Below are 20688 nucleotides of genomic sequence, written 5' to 3' on the forward strand. Positions count from 1 at the left end.
GGCGCACCTTAGGATGGGGTGTGCCTTGATGTGACTGAATGTTTTTTTCTATAGAAGTACCAGCATTGATTAAGCAATTTGATTTGATAATGATTTTTCTCATAAAATGCTTTCTGCATCTGATTTTTCAGCCAGTTGGGCATCGCCCATTCCTCCTTTGATCAAAACAGTGGGTGTACCTTCAATGTATGCAAAGAGGAAATTGTCCCGTTCGAGGTTTTTATAGAAAGGAACGATCTTGATTGAACGAGAGAGAGTTACAGCAGTTAACAGAAGACATTTCAGAGCAGTTCTTTGGTAAGGCGTTTCGCCATCAGGCTGTTTTCAATCCCCGTTTAAAAACGACAGGCGGGAGATATTTACTTGGAACACACAATATCGAATTGAACCGGCGATACCTAGAAGAACATGGACGAGAAGAATTAATCGGGATCATCAAGCATGAGCTGTGTCATTATCATCTGCATCTTGAGGGAAAAGGCTATCAGCATCGTGACCGTTCCTTTAAAGAGTTATTAAAACAAGTAGGAGCCCCGCGTTTTTGTACACCGCTCAAGACCTTACAAAATAAACGACGTGGACAGAAGCGGCAAGAATATGTTTGCACAGGATGCGATCAGTATTTTATCAGGAAAAGGCGAATTGATACCTCTCGTTATGTGTGCGGCGTCTGCAAAGGAAAATTAAAATGGCAGCGTACAATCGGTTCAGAGTGATATGCATTCCTTTATGGGATGCTTTTTTTGTGAGATGAAGTAGACATATTGAGACAAATAGAGACGCGAGTCTCATTTTGTCTCTTTTTTGATCGATGGGAATCGCTCAAATCCTAAGCTTTCAAGCGCTATGATGTTGGCACGCTTTTTGCTTGTATAGAAGTGCAAGCAAAAAAGATAGGAGGTTTTATCATGGAAATGGCACTTACAAAAGAAAAAGCCGTTTGGATGTATCAAAAAATGCAGGAAATTCGCCAATTTGAAGATCAAGTACACACGCTTTTTACAAAGGGGATCTTGCCAGGTTTTGTCCATCTTTATGCTGGTGAAGAAGCTGTTGCTGTAGGAGTCTGCGCTCATCTGAATGAACAAGACAGTATTACAAGTACACACCGTGGCCACGGTCATTGTATCGCCAAGGGCTGTGATCTAAAAGGAATGATGGCAGAAATCTATGGAAAAGCCACAGGTCTTTGTAAAGGTAAAGGTGGATCTATGCACATTGCAGATTTTGATAAAGGAATGCTCGGTGCCAACGGAATTGTGGGAGGCGGCTTTCCACTTGCGTGCGGGGCAGCCCTCACGGCTAAATATAAAAAGAAAGATAATGTAAGCGTTTGCTTTTTTGGGGATGGTGCTAACAATCAAGGGACTTTTCACGAAGGAATCAATCTCGCCGCTATCTGGAAACTGCCAGTGATTTTCATCGCAGAAAACAATGGTTACGGGGAAGCGACGCCATTTTCGTATGCTTCAAGCTGTAAATCGATTGTGGATCGAGCCGCCAGTTATGGTATTCCGGGTATTCAAGTGGATGGAAAAGATGTGACAGCCGTTTATCAAGCAGCAGAACAAGCGATAGAACGAGCAAAAAATGGAGAAGGTCCGACATTGATTGAATGCATGACATATCGGAATTATGGTCATTTTGAAGGAGACGCTCAGCGCTACAAAACCAATCAAGAAAAAACCGAACATCAAGAAGAGAAAGATGCCATCACTCTTTTTAAAAATGAATTATTAAAGCAGCAGTTGCTAACAGATCGAGAAATATCAAGTATTGAAGCGTCTGTAGCAGAAGCGATAGATGAAGCCGTGAGATTCAGTGAAGAAAGTGAATATCCAGATCATACTGAATTGCTAACTGATGTGTATGTTTCGTATCAATAAATCTGAAAGGAGAGAGGGAAATGACAAGAGAAATCAGCATGTCTAGTGCTTTGAATGAAGCGATTAAACTGGCAATGAGAAGAGATGGAGATGTCATTTTAATGGGAGAAGATGTTGCAGGAGGTGCTCATGTAGATCACTTACAGGATGATGAAGCATGGGGCGGTGTTCTTGGTGTAACAAAAGGCATTGTTCAGGAATTTGGGCGTGAACGTGTCCTTGATACACCGATTAGTGAAGCTGGCTATATAGGTGCGGCCATGGCTGCTGCTTCAACAGGGCTAAGACCAATTGCTGAACTCATGTTTAATGATTTTATCGGTACTTGTCTCGACCAAGTGCTGAATCAAGGCGCAAAATTTCGATACATGTTTGGTGGAAAAGCAGAGGTGCCAATCACGATTAGAACGACCCATGGGGCGGGTTTTAGAGCAGCTGCCCAGCATTCGCAAAGTTTGTATGCACTATTTACAAGTATCCCTGGATTGAAAGTAGTTGTGCCTTCTTCACCATATGATGCCAAAGGGCTGCTGCTGGCAGCCATCGAGGATCAGGATCCTGTCATCTTTTTTGAAGACAAGACGCTTTACAATATCACAGGAGATGTGCCGGAGAGGTATTACACATTGCCGCTTGGTCAAGCAGATGTGAAGAGAGAGGGATCTGATGTAACCATCTTTGCAGTGGGCAAACAAGTGTGTACAGCACTCGAAGCGGCAGAGCAATTGTCTGCTCAAGGTATTGAAGCGGAAGTGATTGATCCAAGAAGTTTGTCACCGCTCGATGAAGAGGCCATTCTGACTTCAGTAGAAAAAACTAATCGACTTGTCATTGTTGATGAAGCAAATCCAAGGTGCGGAATTGCCGCAGATATCTCTTCTTTGATTGCAGATAAAGGATTTGATTTACTGGACGCACCAATCAAAAAAGTGACGGCTCCTCATACACCGGTGCCATTTTCACCACCTCTTGAAGATATATATTTGCCAACACCCGATAAAGTTGTGAACACCGTATTAGAGATGATTGGCAAGAGTCATGACAAGATCTTGAACTAGAGAAAGGAGAGAGGGAGATGGCTGTCGAAGTTGTGATGCCTAAATTGGGCATGTCGATGAAAGAAGGAACGGTATCTGTCTGGAATAAAGAGGTCGGTGAGACCGTAAATAAAGGAGAAAGCATTGCAAGCATCAACTCCGAAAAAATTGAAATGGAGATCGAATCACCTGCTGAAGGAACCATATTGGATATAAAAGTACCTGAGGGAGAAGGTGTACCGCCTGGCACGGTCATCTGCTATATCGGTGAAAGAAATGAACAGGTGGGGGAAAAGAAAGATAGAGACATCCAGTCAAAACCAAAGAAAGAGAGAAAGAAAATCTCCCCTGTTGCCCGTAAAATGGCGAATAGCGCAAATCTAGACATTGATACGCTGGTGGGGACAGGACCAGGTGGAAGAATTACGAAAGAGGATGTGCTTCGTGCACTTCCTGAACGGAAAGAGAAGAAACAAAACGAGACAGTGCAACAGCCTATTAACATGATGCGGAAAACAATTGCCTCAAGAATGATGGAAAGCCTGCAAACAAGTGCACAATTAACCATTACGATGAAAGCGGACGTGACAAAACTGAAAAACCTACAACAACAGCTGAATGAAACAGCCATCGCACGTTACGAGACAAGGTTGACCATCACCGATTTTGTAGCCAAAGCAGCGATCCTATCGTTGTTAGAACATCCTGCGATGAACAGTCAATATCATAACGGAGTTGTCGAAACCTTTGAGAATGTTCATCTTGGGATTGCTGCTGCGTTAGATAACGGATTGGCTGTACCGGTCATTCGGGATGCGGAGCGGTTAACGCTGATAGAGCTGGCGAAGGGCATTAAATTGTATGGTAAAAAAGCACGTGAAGGAAAGCTTCTACATGACGAAATCAAAGGTTCTACCTTTACCATCACCAATCTTGGAGCGTATGGTGTAGAGCATTTCACACCAATTTTGAATCCGCCGGAAGCGGGGATCCTTGGTGTCGGAACAATGTATGACACCCCTGTTTATCGAGAGGATGAGTTGTGCAAAGGGACCATCCTACCACTCAGTCTTACGTTTGATCACCGCGTGCTGGACGGGGCGCCTGCCTCTGCATTTTTATCAACGGTCAAAGCACACTTAGAAGAACCAATATCCATTCTTTTATAGGAAGAAGGTGAATGTACCATGACACTGGTCATTATAGGAGGCGGACCAGCAGGTTATGTGGCGGCCATAACAGCCGCCCGTTTTGACAGGGAGGTTGTGTTAATTGATCAAGGTAAGCTGGGAGGTACCTGCCTCAATGAAGGCTGTATCCCGACCAAAGCACTTTTGCAAAGCGCCGATATGTATGAGCATGTGAAATCGGCTGGACATTTTGGGATTGAGCTTCCAGAACATGAGCCTATCATTCAATGGAATGCTGTCCAAAAGCGGAAACAGTCTGTCGTCAAGCAGCTCACTGATGGTGTTCGTTACTTGATGAATAAAAACAAAATTACCGTGGTAAATGGGAAGGCTTCATTTCTATCAGCACATGAGCTATTCATAGAAAGTGAAGGGAAGTCTGAAATCATTCAAGCAAAACAAATCATTATTGCAACAGGGGCTGTGCCTGTGGCTTTACCGTTTGCACCTTTTGATGGCGGATGGATCATTCACAGCAAGGACGCCATGTCACTTTCTTCGATCCCAGATTCACTTTGTATCATTGGGGGCGGGGTGATTGGCTGTGAGTTTGCGAGCATCTTTAGCAGAATGGGATCAAAGGTTGTCATGGTTGAACGGGCAGTGCACATTTTACCAGAAGAAGATCGTGATACAGCACAATGTCTTCACGAGCAGCTCGAAGAAACGGGTGTAAACATTTTGACGTCCGCCGCAGTCAAACAGCTTGATTCCTCTTCAAGAAAAGTAGTGGTGGAGAATAATCAAGGAGAACGTTGTGACATCCAGTCGGATCTTTGCTTAGTGGCCATTGGCAGAACTCCGCAACTTGGAGAGTTAAATCTTGAACAGATTGGAATTGAATTTGATAGAAACGGAATCTACGTCAATGAACATATGCAAACCAATCTCCCGCATATTTATGCGTGCGGTGATGTGACAGGTGGGGTCCAGCTTGCTCATACTGCCTTTCATGAAGGGACGGTTGCAGCTTCCCATGCATCAGGTGAACATCTAAAGGTCAATGAACAAGTGATTCCGAGGTGCATCTACACCTCTCCAGAAATCGCGAGTGTTGGTTTAAATGAAGAGAGTGCTAGAAAACAATATGAGGAGATTCGGATAGGGACATGTGCATTTTCTGCAAATGGAAAAGCATTAATCTTAAATCAACCAGCCGGTCACGTAAAGGTCATTGTAGAGCCGCAATATCAAGAAATATTAGGCGTTTCAATCATTGGACCGAATGCAACAGAAATGATTGGACAAGCGGCGGTGATGATGCATGCAGAGTTGACCGCTGATACATTAGAGCAGTTTATTGCGGCACATCCGACACTTTCAGAGGCAATACACGAAGCCGTTCTGCAAACCATTGGAAGAGCGGTGCACTGCTGAAAAAGACTCCTTTTCCATCCAATTGACTTCTTGGGTTAGCCAATGATAATTGAAAGCGCTTTTATGTTTATCTATAATGAATAAAAAGCCCCCAGAGGAGAGGATGGAATGAATCCGACGCCTTGTTATTTAAATACGTGGAAACGTTTTGTTCGTGAAGGTTTGCTTGATCAGTCTCGTCTGAATAAGAGAGTGGCAGAATCATGGCACAGGTGTAAACAGGCAAATGTGAATCCGTATTTAGATAAAGGACAGTCGTTGTTAGAAAAGGAACGATTCAGTGCTCAAAAAAAGAAATATTCATTATTCCTAAATGCGGCTCTTCCTTACTTAAATAAAATCAATCAGCAATTAAAAGATTCTGATATGCTGGCCTTACTCATTGATGCAGATGGTTATGTGCTAAGTCTGACAGGAAGCGAAAGAACGATGGTGGAAGCCAGAAGAATTAATTTTATGGAGGGTTCACGCTGGACTGAAACAGATGTAGGGACAAATGCGATCGGAACGGCACTCGTCATCGGAGAAGCGGTGACGATCAACGGAACGGAGCATTTTTCTATCGCCTCTCATCATTGGAGTTGTTCAGCTGCTCCAATTCGCGATGCGGACGGTACGATCATAGGGGTGATTGATATCTCCTGTATGACGGATAACAAGCACCCTTTTATGCTTGGAATGGCTTCAACGGTTGCTTATGCCATAGAGAGAGAAATTCAAGTCGAGCAAAAAAGGAGAGAGCTGGAGCTGATCACTCATTGTCTCCAGCAGGTGGAAGCAGATGAACCGTATGTGGTCTGTAATGAAAAAAAGCAAATTGTGTCTGCCAGCAGGTCGATTAGAGATCGATTTTCAGACTGGTATGGAATGGATGTTGAGCGGCTTAAGGATCATCCATTTGTTATCCGGGGAAAGCAGATCATTCAATCAGAGCAAGACGGGAAGGTGCTAGGCATATCCCTTTCTCTTGAAGAAGTAGCGAAAAGCAGCATGACCGTTTCTTTTGCTCAATTTCCCGGGGAATCAGGAACAAGTAAGGTATTTCAACAGACGCTTAGTGAGATGAAGAGAGCGGCACAAACAGATGCTCATGTGTATATTTGGGGAGAAACAGGGACAGGGAAGGAACTCGCCGCTAGAGCCATTCACTCCGCCAGTGAAAGGCATAAAGGGCCGTTCATTGCTGTTAATTGCGGAGCCATTCCTGAAAGCCTGTTAGAAAGTGAGCTGTTTGGCTATGCTGAAGGTGCTTTTACAGGAGCAAAACGTCACGGAGCTAAAGGAAAATTTGAACAAGCCCATAAAGGAACACTCTTTCTAGATGAAATAGGCGAAATCCCATATGCGATGCAAGTAGCGCTTCTTCGGGTGATAGAAGAAAGGGCAGTCGTACCGCTCGGCGGGACACACGAAATCCCTTTGGATATTCGAATCATTACAGCGACTCACCGTAATATGAACGAACTGCTGAAGGAAGGAAAAATACGAGAAGACTTGTATTACCGTCTTCATGTCTATCCGATCAATATCCCGCCGCTTAGAGAAAGAAAAGAAGACATTCATGATTTATATCGTTATTACCAAAAGAAGCATCACTGGAATGCAGCGTTTCCTGAATCATTTTTTCAGAAATTACAGGCGTATCATTGGCCAGGAAACATAAGAGAGCTTTTTAACCTGTTTGAACATCTAAGGGTTCTCTTTCCGAAAGGTGGATGGATTGGTGAATCGCAATATGCTTCAGTATTAGAGACGATTGATCAGAAAAAACAGAAGCTGCATCCAGCGGAGCAACCCGAGACTTCAAAAGAACTCACATTCAGGGAACGCATTCAAAAGCAAACAGTGATAGACGCACTGCATAAAACAAAAGGTCATGTGTCAGAAGCAGCGAGGTTAGCAGGAGTACCAAGAAGTACTTTTTATAAGTGGATGCGAAAGTTTCATCTGTCTTAATCTTATGAGGAAGGCTGCATCAAGGCCCTTGGTCTACGTGGAGGTCGGGGGCTTTCTGTCAAGTTAAACAAATGGCATGGAAAAAGGCTTGACTGTTATATTAGTATATGTTAAATTATAAAAGCCGTCGCAAATGAAGCAGGAATGAAACGTTTAAAAATTCTTGACACATTTTTCTGGCATAGATATAATGAAACATGTCTCATTATTCCGCAGTAGCTCAGTGGTAGAGCTATCGGCTGTTAACCGATCGGTCGTAGGTTCGAGTCCTACCTGCGGAGCCATAATGGAGAAGTACTCAAGTGGCTGAAGAGGCGCCCCTGCTAAGGGTGTAGGTCGCGCAAGCGGCGCGAGGGTTCAAATCCCTCCTTCTCCGCCATTATCATATGGCCCGTTGGTCAAGCGGTTAAGACACCGCCCTTTCACGGCGGTAACACGGGTTCGAATCCCGTACGGGTCATGTTTTCTTTTTATGTTGATTCGTTGGGCTATAGCCAAGCGGTAAGGCAACGGACTTTGACTCCGTCATGCGTTGGTTCGAATCCAGCTAGCCCAGCCATTTTTTATATATGTTTTTCTGCATAGCAGATGAGCCATTAGCTCAGTTGGTAGAGCATCTGACTTTTAATCAGAGGGTCGAAGGTTCGAGTCCTTCATGGCTCACCATTGTCACGCGGGTGTGGCGGAATTGGCAGACGCGCTAGACTTAGGATCTAGTGTCTTTATGACGTGGGGGTTCAAGTCCCTTCACCCGCATTGTTTTTTCAAACAGTGCACTTATGAATATATGAGCACATCATACACGCGGTCGTGGCGGAATGGCAGACGCGCTAGGTTGAGGGCCTAGTGGGTGAATAACCCGTGGAGGTTCAAGTCCTCTCGGCCGCATCTAAGAAACCAAAGGTTATAGATCTTTGGTTTTTTTGTTTTTTATAACTTTTAAATGAATTTGTCCACTTATCTTAAGTAAATGGATTTTTTTGTTTGTAGATAGTCGCAGTACACGGAAGTACACAACACAATATTAAAGATATGTTTTTAGCTTCTTTCAATTAATGAGAGGTTAACAGAGCCTTCCTTAATAATTAAGTTGAATGGTTGGTGAGTATGAAACAAATGTAATTTACAAAGACACCACGTAGAAACTTATTATGTAAATTCATTTGGCAAGTCTGTAACATGAACATCCTTTTTCTCTTTCTTGGAAAGAATGAAACAAATTGAAAAGAAAGACAGTTGAAAAGATTTTAATTTTTATTAGGGGATATTGATAATAAATATTTATGATAAACTGATGTCATCAAAATTTTCTAATGGAATAATAAATCTTAACGCAGGATCAGTTGCTAGATAATGGGGGGATAACATGAAACAGATAGAAGCAATTTTTTTAGATAGAGATGGAACAATTGGTGGTGATGACACTATTCATTATCCCGGAAAATTCGAACTCTTTCCTTATACAGCAATTCAAATTAATAAACTAAAAAAAGATAATGTGAAAATATTCTCTTTTACAAATCAACCTGGTATATCAAGTGGACTAGCTAAGGTAGAAGATTTTAAAGAGGAATTGAAAGGTTTTGGTTTTGATGAAGTATATATATGTCCACACGGTCATAATGACGGATGCTCTTGTAGGAAGCCCGGCATAGGAATGTTAATGGAAGCTCAACAAAAACACGATTTAACTCTCGAAAATTGTGTCGTAATCGGGGACCGTTGGAGTGATATTGTTGCAGCTGATAAAGTAGGAAGTATTAAAATTTTGGTTAGAACTGGGGCTGGTGAATATTCGCTTAGTGAACACTTTGATAAATTAAGTGGGATTAAAATAGACTATATAGCCAATGACCTTAATGATGCTATAAACTGGTTGTATAAAAATTCTTGTTTAAATAATCAAGTGTAATATTACCCTGCTAATGAGAGCTGTCAATACAAAAAAAGGTGTTTCAACATGTAGTATCTTTTTTGTTTTTTTAAAACAGGTTACGAGTCCTTTCATGAACAGAGTGTTGAGGTCGTTGAAATTAAGTTAAACCAGTGGAAATGATGGTGACGGAGTTAAAACAGACCGAACTGTGAAAAAATGGCAATAAACATGAAAGCTAATCAGAAGGAAAGTCTTTAGGAATCTATGAATGGAGAGTGAATCCAATTGCTCTATAAAAGAAATTGACTCGGATAAAAAAGTACCTCGTGACAGGTCGAAGCTGATTGCAGTTACATTGTGGTCTTGTGTTGAGAGCCTGCTGCTGAAAACTTTCTGTCAGGGTTTATCAAAGAAAACATCAGATTATGAAGAAGTAAATGCAATAAGGACAATGTTAGAGGAGTAGACCCACTTATCAAGGCCAAAACTAAAAAACATAGCATATTATATAATATGCTATGTTTTTTCTTATTCCACTAATCTACCCATTACTTTAATTGCTGATGTTCATTAGGTTACTTTATTATGGAATAAAAACAAGTGTCAGTCAGCTTGCTGCCATCTGCGGATAAATCATCATTTCTTAAAGTGCCTTCAAATACAAAGCCAAGTTTTTCTGGGATAGCCCGACTTTTGAGGTTTGTTGATTCACACCTTATTTCAATCCTTCTAAATTTGATATTGTTTAACCCAAAGTCAGCTAATTTCTCCACTGCTTCTGTCATAAATCCGTTCCCACTAAATTTAGTATTTACCCAGTACCCAATCTCGCATTTAGGAGTGGTCCAGTCAATCCTCTGAAGGCTAGTTGTCCCAATGAAGTGATTGCTGTTTTTATCAAAAATAAGAAAACGGAAACTTTCCCTTTTTAAAAAATTGATATGAGCATTTCTTAAATTGATCTCTGTTTCTTCAGCAGTAGGAAGTTCTTGAGCAAATGGCAGCCACGCTTTTAATTCAGAAAAGGAATCCTTTATTGCTTGATTAACAATTTTCCCGTCTCCTGTTTGGTGTGGTGCTCGAAGAATGAGTCTTTCTGTTTCTAACTGTAAAGGAATATCTAACAATAAAGGGTTCATTTCATTTCTCCTCTCAGAAATTTTATATTTTAGCGTGTATGGAGAGTATGTGGTTCAAATAATTTTCAATTCTTAAAAAATTGCAGGGTGGAAACGTGCCCAGTCGATTTTAATATCAGTTTCTCTTTGAACAAACGACTCCACTTCAAATTAACTTAGCTGTGAAATCTTAATGACTATCCTCTAGAGAATAGTTGTTAGTCATGATGGGGTGGTTTTCTAATCACCTTTTATATTGTTAAATAAAGGTGATAATGAGATAATTTGATAAAAATAAATTAAGTCGCATAAGATCAACCAAAGGAGTTATAACATGATAAAAAGGTTTTCTCTAGTTTTACTTACTCTCATGATGTCTATAGTTGTTTTGCTAGTGGCTGCCAAAAATTCCCCTGGGGACCGTGTCATTTCATTTGGAATAATGTTATGTTTATTCATTCCTCCGTTAGTATGTCCTTTTTCAGTCACTTGATTGTGAGAACTATATCTAGTGTATATCAATGTTTTATTGTTCTATCTTTTCTTGGGCTCATTCCGATAGGATTTCTTATTCCAGATTTTTTAACAATTGTTGTTTCTGTTGCAGGAACTTTAGCCAGCGTAGCTAGTCTTATAGTTACTTTAAGAATTGATAGGAATAGAGATGCTAACCTTAACTAAAATAAAAATGACATCAATTTTCTAAGAGTAAAGTAATGTTTCTTATTCTTTACTTTTAAATAAAACTGACAGATGTCTGAAAAAAAGGTTTGCGTTATGAACTTATTTATTCCTTTCATGATTGAACGCCCATTTTGTAGAAAAAATATCTTAAAGTCAGAGAAGAACAAAATTGAATATGATCGTTGATTTTACTCTTTTAAATCCTAAATTGCAATAATTTCCGATTCATGTTACAATAAGAATAATTATTTTTGTTCGGCGTAAAGGATAGCATGAAGAAAGACTTTTCGTCTTGAAGATACTTTGGGCAAGGATAGTATAATACATTGTGTGGTAACGCACTAGGAGGCAACAAACATGGAACAAGGTACAGTAAAATGGTTTAACGCAGAAAAAGGTTTTGGATTTATCGAACGTGAAGAAGGAGACGATGTATTCGTACATTTCTCAGCTATCCAAGGTGACGGATTCAAATCTTTAGACGAAGGTCAAAAAGTAACTTTTGACGTAGAGCAAGGTTCTCGTGGAGCTCAAGCTGCTAACGTTCAAAAAACTGCTTAATCTTCATTTTTTAAAACAGGTTCTCTGTAGAGAGCCTGTTTTTTTGTGTTTTCATTTATTTCTGCAATAAAAAACCCTACTCAGCGTACAAGTAGGGAGATGTTACAAGGTAATCGTAAAAAAATTCATGCTTCAAAGGTTTATCAACAGTATAGCATATTGGATTTACAATATGCGGAATTTGCCTAAATAAATTCTTTTTTCTTTACTGGTCGAAGATAGAGGGATTTGTTCGTAGAGAAAATGTATTCAAAAAATGGGAAGCAGGTAGACAATATTAGCAGAAACTCTTGATTTGTTTTTCAGTGATTCCTTTGATGACTTCTAGCTCACTAATCAAATAACCATAAGCATCGTCAAGCATTTTCTTTTCGCTTGCATTCAGTTTTTTTTCTTTCTTCATTCGCATGAGATCACGTACCACTTCAGCGCCTTCTAGTATGTCGCCCGTTTTGATTTTGTCGGTGTTGATTTTATATCTCTCTTTCCATGGCAATAACTTATCTGATGTTCCATTTTGAAAAGTGTGCATAATGTTCTTTAAGGCAAGTATATCTGTAACAGGTCTTATTCTTGACCTTGACATCTTCCTTGTAGGAATCATCACTTTCATATGGCTAACGGCCATCTTAATGACATAATACTGTTGTTTTTCATCAGAGAATTCTTTTTCTTCTATGGCTTCAATTATACCTGCTCCGTGCATTGGATAAACAATGTTATCACCAATTTGAAACATATCATCCGCCTCCATATCATGTATCTACTTTAAGGGTACCACACTTAGAGGTAAAATAATCAAATTTTTAATAATAACATGTTTATTTATTTTTTGTCAATAAATTTTGTTCTAAAAAAGAGAGATTTTTTTGGGGATTTCGGATGATTTTTGAGTATATCCTCAAGAATCCTCGCTACAAGAAAAATAGGATATCGACCATTAAAAAAGACCAGCCATTGAGCTGGTCTTTCCAAATAGAATCCGATCATAATGTCGAAATATCAATCACAAACCGATAACGCACATCACTATTGAGCACACGTTCATATGCTTCATCGACTTGGTTTGCGTTGATCACTTCAATTTGTGGTGCGATATTGTGAGCAGCTGCGAAATCGAGCATTTCTTGTGTTTCTTGGATGCCGCCAACGAGTGAGCCGGCGATGCTGCGACGTCCCGTAATTAATGAAAACACATGGAAGTTGTCTGGCTTTGGTGGTGCACCGACGTTTACTAATGTTCCGTCAACACGAAGTAAGGACAAATAGGCATCCACGTTGATATTGGCAGAGACGGTATTGAGAATGAGGTCGTATTGACCGGCTAGTGTCTTAAACGTATCAGGGTCACTTGTAGCAAAATAGTCTTTTGCACCAAATGACAGGGCCTCTTCTTTTTTATTCAAAGAACGACTTAATACAGTCACTTCTGCGCCAAGTGCGCGTGCAAATTGAATGGCGACATGACCTAGACCGCCCATTCCGACAATCGCCACTTTTTTGCCAGGCCCAGCCTTCCAGTGTTTTAACGGAGAATACGTTGTGATGCCGGCACAAAGAAGGGGGCTGGCGACATCGAGGGAAAGCTGGTCAGGAATATTGACAACAAATCGTTCTGTCACAACAATTTTCTGACTGTAGCCGCCGTAAGTTGGTTCTCCATCATAATCCAGGTTATTATAAGTTTGAATGACTCCTTTCTTGCAATATTGTTCATCTCCATTTTGGCAATATTCACATGTACCGCAAGAATCGACAAAACAACCGACGCCTACACGATCACCAATGTTGAATTTCGTGACAGCATCCCCAACAGCTGAAACAACTCCAGTAATCTCATGACCCGGAACCATTGGGAAAATACCGCCGCCCCATTCATCAAAGGCACTGTGGATATCTGAATGACAGATCCCGCTAAACTGAATATCAATTAAAATATCATGTGGACGAAGTGCTCTTCGTTCAATGGTTGTCCGTTCAAAGTTTGCTTTTGCATGGGAAACACTTAAAACGTTTGATTGGTGCGTCTGACACATTCTTGATCATCCTTTCAAAAGTAAGATTCGGGCCTTCCTCTATACTGTACGTCTTAAAGTGAACTTTAAGTCAACATAGAACCCTCTGATCGCCTCAATTCAGGCTTTAGCATCAACCTTGAATCAAGATTTGAGCCAAAAGTATCTTGTCTTCTCGATAAAAATGGAGATGATGGGAAAAGGGAGATCGTCAAGTAAGAGAAAGAAGAGAAGGGTGAAAACAATGAAAATAGCACAAGCCGCCAAGCAGCTCGATTTATCTACTGCTACGCTCAGGTATTATGAGAATATAGGTTTAATTAGACCGATCAGGCGTGATGAAAATGGTGTTCGTGATTATACAGAAGAAGATATTCAGTGGATAGAATTTATTAAATGTATGAGAAATGCGGGTCTGTCAATTGATGCTCTTAGAGAATATACGGCTTTATTTATCGAGGGAGAGGATCGTACATTGTCCTCAAGGAAGAGTATTTTGGTCAATGAGAGAGAAAGACTCGTAGACAAACAAAAGGAAATCGAAGAAACGATTAAACGGTTAGATTACAAGATCGAAAGTTATGAAGATATTATCCACAGTTATGAACAAAAACTAGTTCATCAATTAAAAACGAGCTCTATTTAAATGAAGAAAAACCTGTGACTTGTCACAGGTTTTGTGATGTGGTTATCTTTTTGTGTAACGCACCCAATTGTAATGAGCGTAAAGTGGAGTAACACCGTTGTAGGAGCCGAGCCATTCATCGACACCTGCACCATTCCATAAGTTCATCATAATCTTTCCCGGTGTTTGAGGGATTTGAGTAGTAGCCGTATGTTTTAATTGACCGTCCACATACCATTTAATTGAGTTAGGCTGCCAGTCGAACGCATATGTGTGATAAGAGTTTGCTGCATCAAAACCAAGGTTGACGATTTTTTCATGATTTCCGACACCGTTGGTATAATAGTTAAACTGAACCTTTGTCGTATCTTTTCCTAGAAATTCGATGTCGATTTCATCCCAAGGTGTACCATCAGTCGGTCCCGTATAAGTAAAGAACGAAGACACGATCCCAACATTTTTGGCTGGTTTCATGCTGACTTCATAAAGCCCATAGCCATATGTTTGAGTAGAACGGTTTTCTCCGCAGTCAAACTTATTATAGGAAGGACTTGTGAGCGATAATCGCATTTCCCCTAACGACGTCATGGAGACATTGTTTGCGCGCCACGTACAGTTAAACATATTTCCGTTCGAGTACCCATCGGCTTTTTGCCATAACCCGGTATTATAGTTGTTGAACGGTTCATAAAACGACCCGCCCGTTTGTGCCGAGGCACTTGCAGCAAATGTGGACAAACTTAAGAATAATCCAGTGACAAGCAGCATCAACATTCGTTTTACACGGTAAGACATGTAGGCATTCCCCTCTCTTTTTTGAAAGCGTTTTCTTTTTGATCATACATGATTCTCTCAAAATGGAAAATCGGTCTAAATAATGATAAACAGTGTGTTTTTTTAATAGAATGAAAAGAAAATTGATAGGTAAAAAATAATGATTGACAAAGCGGACAGTTGTCCGTAAGATAATACCGGTACAATTGTCCTAATGAAAATGAAAGAAATTTGATTTACACATAGAGATATATGCAAGGTGGATGAAGGTAAAGAAGGTGAAGCATCATGGAAAAGGATATTGGAAAGGAAATTGAAGAGGTCGCTTTTTCTTTGTTTCAAGAGTTTGGTGTAGAGAATGTCAGTATGCATAAAATTGCTAAAACAGCTGGTGTTGGACAGGGTACTCTTTACCGCCGATATGCCAATAAAAGTGATTTATGCCTTTCGATCCTTGGAGAAAAATTTGAACAACTGATCCCTGCGTTGCATCTTTACTTAAGTAAAATCAGTGATCAGCCGGTTCGTGAGCGTTTACGATATGTTCTTGAAGAAATTCATCTCATCGTCGGTCATCATTTAGATTGGATTCGCATGCTCACAATCTCTGGGAACTTAGAGCAGACAAGTAAAGTATATGATTGTCATTACAGTCAATCACTCAAACAAATCATTCGTGATTTGCTCGAGGAAGCGAAAGTAGAAGGAGAAGCGAACATACAAGACATTGAGTTGACGACATTATGTATGTCCTCTCCAATGACGCCTGAACTCATGTTCTATATTCATGAATCCGGCTACTCAATCGAAAAAATTGCACAATTCGCTGCGGAAAAACAAATTTTATCTGTTTTTCAACGACAATGAAGTGGCTCATTTCTGACTAGCCTGACTTCCTAAGATTGCTCAATATTGAAAAAGAAAAGGAGCCAACTTAATATGAACAACAAGCAAACAGCAGCTTCCGACATTCGAACGCTGCCCATTATTATTTCATTTATCACAGCTGGATTTATTGGACTGTTCAGTGAAACGGCACTCAACATGGCGCTGAGAAGTTTAACATTAGACTTTGGTATTGAAGCAACGACTGCTCAGTGGCTTACAACCGGCTATTTATTAACACTAGGGATTCTTGTTCCAATTTCTGGCCTCATTCTTCAATGGTTTACAACAAGACAGCTTTTCATAACCTCACTGGTCTTTTCGATCATCGGTACATTTATTGCGGCCGTTGCACCAGTCTTCAGTATTTTAATGGTGGCACGTGTGGTGCAGGCAGTAGGAACAGCCTTGCTCCTTCCATTGATGTTTAATACGATTTTGGTTATCATTCCGCCTCATAAAAGAGGTAGATCAATGGGGATTATCGGTCTTGTCATTATGTTTGCCCCAGCAGTTGGTCCAACGGTCTCTGGTCTCATTCTTAAATCGTTAACATGGCATTGGATTTTTTGGATTTCGCTTCCGTTATTAGTTGCTGCACTCGTATTTGGGTATATTTTTATGCAAAATATTACGGAACCCACAAGACCGAAAATCGACATTTTATCGATTGTGTTATCAACCATCGGTTTCGGTGGAATTGTGTATGGTTTTAGCAGTGCCGGTGAAGGCGGTGGCTGGAGCAGTATGCATGTGATTGTGGCGATTGTTGTAGGTGTCATTGGCATTCTTGTGTTCTCCCTAAGACAGTTAAACATGAAAGAACCGATGTTGAATTTAAGCCCATTTAAATATCCAATGTTTGTGATCGGGTTACTTCTGATCTTAGTGTGTATGATGGTGATGCTGTCTGCTATGATGATTTTGCCATTATATCTGCAAACGTCCTTGGCACTGTCTACATTTACAGCAGGTTTAATGCTATTACCAGGTGGAATTATCAATGGACTGCTATCGCCAATCATGGGTGGGCTTTTTGATAAATTTGGGCCGAAGTGGCTTGTCATCCCAGGCCTTGTCATCGTTGCAGCGACCATGTTTGGCTTCACGAACTTAAGTGTGAATACGTCCATCGGTTATATCGTGACGCTTCATATTACGTTAATGATAGGAATTGCGATGATCATGATGCCTGCCCAAACAAATGGATTAAATCAGCTGCCGCCAGAGCTATATCCGCACGGTACAGCGATTATGAATACATTGCAGCAAGTGTCAGGAGCGATTGGGACTGCGGTTGGTATCTCGATCCTTTCATCAGGAGCGCGCAGTTTTATGGAAAATGTGGCTGATCCCGCAAATCCAGTCAATCAGCTGCTCGCCTTTACAAATGGCGTCCAGCATGCCTTTATCTTTGCTGTCATCATGACAGTGATTGGCTTGGTGATTGCTTTCTTTATTAAACGAGTGAAAGTAGAACAACAAGTATCATAATATATGAAAAGCACTGAGGACTTAGCGCCGCAGTGCTTTTTTTATTTACTCATAGGGGTGAATGTTTGTTTCAAAGAAGCTGAAAATGGGGAGATAGATAAAAAGCAACGACTCTCTGACGACATTGAAGGAAAAGGCGAAATTCGTAACGAATGGATAGAGATAAAAGAATAAGATAGGAGCTGAGATCATGAACTTAGACGAACAAATTAAAATGGCTGAGTCATTGCGTCAACCAGCTGAAGATTCATTAGCTGGTCAATCAGAACTAAAGCCAGTCCACCCTCCTGAAGTGAACAAAATGGAATATGATATCCCAACGGGTGCTGGTGAAACAAAGGTGTGGGTATTTAAACCTGTGAAAACATTGAAACAACCCCTTCCTGTTTTCGTGAATTTGCATGGGGGCGGTTTTATACTTGGAAGTGCTGAAATGGATAATCATTGGTGTCCGGTCATAGCAGATCGTGCGGAGTGTATCGTTGTCAATGTGGAATATCAGCTGGCACCGGAACACCCTTTTCCGGCTGCTCTTCATGAATGCTACGATGTGATGAAATGGTTATATGAACATCCTGATGAACTACAAATAGACCCAAATCGATTAGCCATTGGCGGTCATAGTGCAGGTGGGAACTTGGCAACAGCGGTTTGTTTGCTTGATATCCAAAAAGGGAACAAACTTCCGATTGTCTATCAAGTGCTTGACTATCCACCGCTTGATTTGGCTACTGATCCAGCACAAAAGCCAGCGTTTGAAGAAGCAATTCCAGTTGAAATGGCGAGACTGTTTAATGCCTTCTACCTGCAAGGTCAAGATCCGCACAATCCGCTCGTTTCTCCAGTCTTTGCAGAGAGAGAAGTCTTAGCACAAATGCCCCCAGCTCTTGTTATCACAGCTGAGAAGGATTCACTAGCTGAAGAAGCTGAGCATTATGCGGACAAGTTAAAAGAAGCAGGGGTAGATGTCACATACAAACAATTTAAAGGAGTCCCTCATGCGTTCACTCATGCCGGAGATTTAGAGATAGCTGAAGAGGCTTGGCATCTGATGAGCGATCAGCTTAAGAAGGCGTTTGAATAAGAAATATTCGGATATCAGTAAAAAGCACAGACCTTTTTGTCTGTGCTTTTTTTGTTCTCGCTGACGTCCTGAAAAGAAGTGTAGATACAACAATCACAACTGTCGATATAATAGAAAGATAGAAGACAACTAAAAAAGGAGCTAATAGAATGAAAAAAGAGACACTACAGGCATTTTGTCTTTCTTTACAAGGAGCAACCCACGACTATCAACCTGAGTGGCAGGCAGATCGTTATCATATAGGTGGAAAGATGTTCGCCATGATGGGGGGAGACGTCGATCGCAAGCCAGTCATCACTTTAAAATGTGATCCGCAACGCGCTGAAGAATTAAGAGAAATGCATGAAGGAATTATTCCCGGCTATTACATGAATAAGACGCATTGGAATTCTATTTATCTTGATGCAGATATTCCATCTTCATTTGTCGAAGAGCTAATTGAACATTCCTATCAACTGGTTTTTCACAAATTAACAAAAAAAGCTCAGCAGGCTATCCTCCAACATGATTCAAAAGAAACCGATTAAATGCTGAACGTTCAGTTGTTCATGTCTCTTTGAATCTCTTCAAAATTGACTAGAGTCACATGCTCTCGCTATACTTTAAACAGCTAGAAGATACGAATAGGGGGATATACAATGGGCTATACAGTTATTACAGGGGCAAGTTCAGGTATTGGGTATGAAACGGCTTTGGCCTTTGCAGCAAGAGGAAAAAATCTGATCTTAGCTGCACGCCGGCTTGATAAACTCCAAGAACTGAAAGAAAAGATTCTAGAAACATATCCCGATATTCAAGTGAAAGTCCAGTCTGTTGATTTAACAGACAGAGAGCAAGTGTATTCTTTCTATGAGTCATTAGCTGGTGATGAGCTGGATACGTTCATTAATAATGCTGGGTTTGGCCATTTTGGTTCAATAGGAGAGCAGGATGTGAAAAAAATTGGGGACATGCTTCATCTCAATATTGAAGCGTTAACAATTTTATCCACTCTGTTTGTCCGTGATTATGAGCAAAAAGAGGGGACGCAGCTAATCAATATCTCTTCAAGAGCGGGTTATACCGTCGTCGGCAACGCTGTCACTTATTCAGCCACGAAATTTTATGTGAGCGCCTTTACAGAAGGGCTGGCCCTAGAATTGAAAGAAAAAGGAGCCAAATTACAGGCAAAAGTATTAGCGCCTGCTGCGACAGAATCGGAATTTGCAAAGCGTTCATTAGATGTCGATCAATTCGAATATGAAGGCACTATCAAGAAATATCACACATCAAAAGAAATGGCAGCGTGCTTGCTTGAGCTTTACGACAGTTCAAAAACAGTTGGTATCGTTGATGGGAAGACATTTGATTTTGAATTGAAGGACCCCATTTTTTCACACGCTGGCACAAGCATGAAATAAAAAGGTCCAATCACTGAGGATAGATTCTCTTAGTGACTCTTATTCATCATTCAAAACCCATGATCACATCAGCAGGTCACCGAGCCGAAAGATGTCTTGGATAATGTGGAGCACTGTCAACACATACTAGAATAGAAAAAAACACCTACACATTAGGTGTTTTTTTATGCATTTTTTGATAAATCAAAGAATCGCAGGTCCAGTAGATGAGACTGCTGACAATCATGATCGGAAGGGATGTGGAGCTCTCAATTCCATCCATAACAAAAAGCATGACAATCATTGCTATCAGTAAGTAAGCCGCTAAATAAAGAGGATGAAAAGCCTTGGGCTGTAAAGAGAACAACAACTGTAAAGGTACCGCAAAGATGAAATAATAAACAAAAAAGATGGGAGTGTAAAACATCATAAACACAGGCTCGCCCTGAATCGGTGGATATAAACATATGAACAAGCTGAGTAAAATGGAACTGAAGAATAGTGTGAGTAGGATTTTGTAAAATGGTTGAACGGAACGCACTGTATGTACTCCTTTTTTGTAAGATCTCCTATATTTTATCATAAATGGGTTGAGAACAATTTCTGAAGTCAATTTAGGTATTATGGTATAAATAAATTTTGATAATAGTGTCCTTTTTCCTTTATTTGGTTCTGTGACTTTCACCTCATGCTGATGAATGAAGGAATGGTATAAAGTAAACCCTATAGACAGATAATTATTCATCA

20 protein-coding genes, 7 tRNA genes and 2 pseudogenes are annotated in these 20688 nt (G+C 40.6%); 23 read left to right on the forward strand and 6 right to left on the reverse strand.

All coding sequences use genetic code 11. The features are described from left to right. Positions 1-8: 8 nt before the first annotated feature. Entirely contained in the window at positions 9-143 is a 135-nt protein-coding gene (cmpA, locus tag MKY11_RS02685; RefSeq protein WP_008346893.1) for a cortex morphogenetic protein CmpA, read from the reverse strand. Between the two features lie 99 nt (positions 144-242). Here cmpA and MKY11_RS02690 point away from each other — a divergent pair, with 99 nt between their 5' ends. The 15 genes and pseudogenes from MKY11_RS02690 to MKY11_RS02760 all read left to right on the forward strand — a co-directional run. Continuing rightward, positions 243-716: a SprT family protein gene (locus tag MKY11_RS02690; RefSeq protein ID WP_342501815.1), complete on the forward strand. Its 474-nt coding sequence runs from the start codon at positions 243-245 to the stop codon at positions 714-716. 192 nt (positions 717-908) lie between these two features. After that, positions 909-1886 (forward strand): thiamine pyrophosphate-dependent dehydrogenase E1 component subunit alpha, encoded by a 978-nt coding sequence (locus tag MKY11_RS02695; protein WP_160758184.1) that lies wholly within the window; start codon positions 909-911, stop codon positions 1884-1886. A gap of 20 nt (positions 1887-1906) precedes the next feature. Next, positions 1907-2944, forward strand: coding sequence for an alpha-ketoacid dehydrogenase subunit beta (locus tag MKY11_RS02700; protein WP_326112503.1), 1038 nt, complete (start codon positions 1907-1909; stop codon positions 2942-2944). A gap of 17 nt (positions 2945-2961) precedes the next feature. Next, a complete protein-coding gene (locus MKY11_RS02705; protein WP_326112501.1) occupies positions 2962-4092 on the forward strand; it encodes a dihydrolipoamide acetyltransferase family protein in 1131 nt (376 codons plus the stop codon). Between the two features lie 18 nt (positions 4093-4110). Next, on the forward strand, positions 4111-5490 hold the full coding sequence (gene lpdA / locus MKY11_RS02710) for a dihydrolipoyl dehydrogenase (protein ID WP_342495249.1): 1380 nt from the start codon (positions 4111-4113) through the stop codon (positions 5488-5490). Positions 5491-5598: 108 nt separating this feature from the next. After that, a complete protein-coding gene (locus tag MKY11_RS02715; protein WP_144680384.1) occupies positions 5599-7446 on the forward strand; it encodes a sigma-54-dependent Fis family transcriptional regulator in 1848 nt (615 codons plus the stop codon). Positions 7447-7655: 209 nt separating this feature from the next. Then, a tRNA-Asn gene (locus MKY11_RS02720) sits at positions 7656-7730 on the forward strand. A 4-nt stretch (positions 7731-7734) separates the two neighbouring features. Beyond that, a tRNA-Ser gene (locus MKY11_RS02725) sits at positions 7735-7825 on the forward strand. A 9-nt stretch (positions 7826-7834) separates the two neighbouring features. After that, a tRNA-Glu gene (locus tag MKY11_RS02730) sits at positions 7835-7906 on the forward strand. Between the two features lie 24 nt (positions 7907-7930). Then, positions 7931-8005: transfer RNA gene (locus tag MKY11_RS02735), tRNA-Gln, on the forward strand. Between the two features lie 31 nt (positions 8006-8036). Beyond that, positions 8037-8112 (forward strand) — tRNA-Lys (locus MKY11_RS02740). Between the two features lie 7 nt (positions 8113-8119). Further along, a tRNA-Leu gene (locus tag MKY11_RS02745) sits at positions 8120-8202 on the forward strand. A gap of 48 nt (positions 8203-8250) precedes the next feature. Next, positions 8251-8334 (forward strand) — tRNA-Leu (locus tag MKY11_RS02750). Between the two features lie 478 nt (positions 8335-8812). Next, positions 8813-9358: an HAD-IIIA family hydrolase gene (locus MKY11_RS02755; RefSeq protein ID WP_342501816.1), complete on the forward strand. Its 546-nt coding sequence runs from the start codon at positions 8813-8815 to the stop codon at positions 9356-9358. Positions 9359-9626: 268 nt separating this feature from the next. Beyond that, a pseudogene (locus MKY11_RS02760) lies at positions 9627-9704 on the forward strand (hypothetical protein); the annotation flags it as partial. Positions 9705-9897: 193 nt separating this feature from the next. On the opposite strand, the gene MKY11_RS02765 reads toward MKY11_RS02760, so the two are convergent. Next, complete coding sequence (locus tag MKY11_RS02765; protein WP_342501817.1) at positions 9898-10461, reverse strand: GNAT family protein; 564 nt, start codon at positions 10459-10461, stop codon at positions 9898-9900. A gap of 313 nt (positions 10462-10774) precedes the next feature. Here MKY11_RS02765 and MKY11_RS02770 point away from each other — a divergent pair. After that, positions 10775-11121: pseudogene (locus MKY11_RS02770) on the forward strand (hypothetical protein). A gap of 360 nt (positions 11122-11481) precedes the next feature. Beyond that, positions 11482-11685: a cold-shock protein gene (locus tag MKY11_RS02775; RefSeq protein ID WP_003214229.1), complete on the forward strand. Its 204-nt coding sequence runs from the start codon at positions 11482-11484 to the stop codon at positions 11683-11685. Between the two features lie 277 nt (positions 11686-11962). On the opposite strand, the gene MKY11_RS02780 is transcribed toward MKY11_RS02775, so the two are convergent. Together MKY11_RS02780 and MKY11_RS02785 are read right to left on the reverse strand one after the other, a co-directional pair. Further along, the gene (locus MKY11_RS02780) at positions 11963-12424 is read right to left on the reverse strand and encodes a CarD family transcriptional regulator (protein WP_047947007.1); all 462 of its coding nucleotides are present in this window, start codon (positions 12422-12424) and stop codon (positions 11963-11965) included. Between the two features lie 247 nt (positions 12425-12671). Continuing rightward, a complete protein-coding gene (locus MKY11_RS02785) occupies positions 12672-13721 on the reverse strand; it encodes an NAD(P)-dependent alcohol dehydrogenase (RefSeq protein ID WP_342501818.1) in 1050 nt (349 codons plus the stop codon). Between the two features lie 223 nt (positions 13722-13944). Between MKY11_RS02785 and MKY11_RS02790 the strand changes: the two genes are divergently transcribed. Beyond that, entirely contained in the window at positions 13945-14346 is a 402-nt protein-coding gene (locus MKY11_RS02790) for a MerR family transcriptional regulator (protein WP_039169850.1), read from the forward strand. Between the two features lie 42 nt (positions 14347-14388). Here the strand turns inward: MKY11_RS02790 and MKY11_RS02795 are convergent, their stop codons facing one another. Beyond that, positions 14389-15120, reverse strand: a complete 732-nt coding sequence (locus MKY11_RS02795; protein ID WP_024719190.1) for a glycoside hydrolase family 16 protein — start codon at positions 15118-15120, stop codon at positions 14389-14391. Positions 15121-15387: 267 nt separating this feature from the next. On the opposite strand from MKY11_RS02795, the gene MKY11_RS02800 reads away from it, so the two are divergent. The 5 genes from MKY11_RS02800 (at position 15388) to MKY11_RS02820 (ending at position 19962) form a co-directional block, all read left to right on the forward strand. After that, a complete protein-coding gene (locus tag MKY11_RS02800; RefSeq protein ID WP_342501819.1) occupies positions 15388-15966 on the forward strand; it encodes a TetR/AcrR family transcriptional regulator in 579 nt (192 codons plus the stop codon). 72 nt (positions 15967-16038) lie between these two features. Beyond that, entirely contained in the window at positions 16039-17478 is a 1440-nt protein-coding gene (locus tag MKY11_RS02805; protein ID WP_342501820.1) for a DHA2 family efflux MFS transporter permease subunit, read from the forward strand. Between the two features lie 190 nt (positions 17479-17668). Further along, positions 17669-18562, forward strand: coding sequence for an alpha/beta hydrolase (locus MKY11_RS02810; protein WP_019743361.1), 894 nt, complete (start codon positions 17669-17671; stop codon positions 18560-18562). A gap of 149 nt (positions 18563-18711) precedes the next feature. Beyond that, positions 18712-19089 carry an MmcQ/YjbR family DNA-binding protein gene (locus tag MKY11_RS02815; RefSeq protein ID WP_019743360.1) on the forward strand — a complete coding sequence of 126 codons (378 nt, stop codon included), beginning with the start codon at positions 18712-18714 and terminating at the stop codon, positions 19087-19089. A gap of 111 nt (positions 19090-19200) precedes the next feature. Further along, entirely contained in the window at positions 19201-19962 is a 762-nt protein-coding gene (locus MKY11_RS02820; RefSeq protein ID WP_041507603.1) for an SDR family NAD(P)-dependent oxidoreductase, read from the forward strand. A 145-nt stretch (positions 19963-20107) separates the two neighbouring features. Here the strand turns inward: MKY11_RS02820 and MKY11_RS02825 are convergent, their stop codons facing one another. Continuing rightward, positions 20108-20686 (reverse strand): UPF0715 family protein, encoded by a 579-nt coding sequence (locus MKY11_RS02825; RefSeq protein ID WP_342501821.1) that lies wholly within the window; start codon positions 20684-20686, stop codon positions 20108-20110. Positions 20687-20688 lie beyond the last annotated feature (2 nt).

This window comes from Bacillus sp. FSL W7-1085 (genome assembly GCF_038595035.1).
GTDB classification, from domain to species: domain Bacteria; phylum Bacillota; class Bacilli; order Bacillales; family Bacillaceae; genus Bacillus; species Bacillus altitudinis.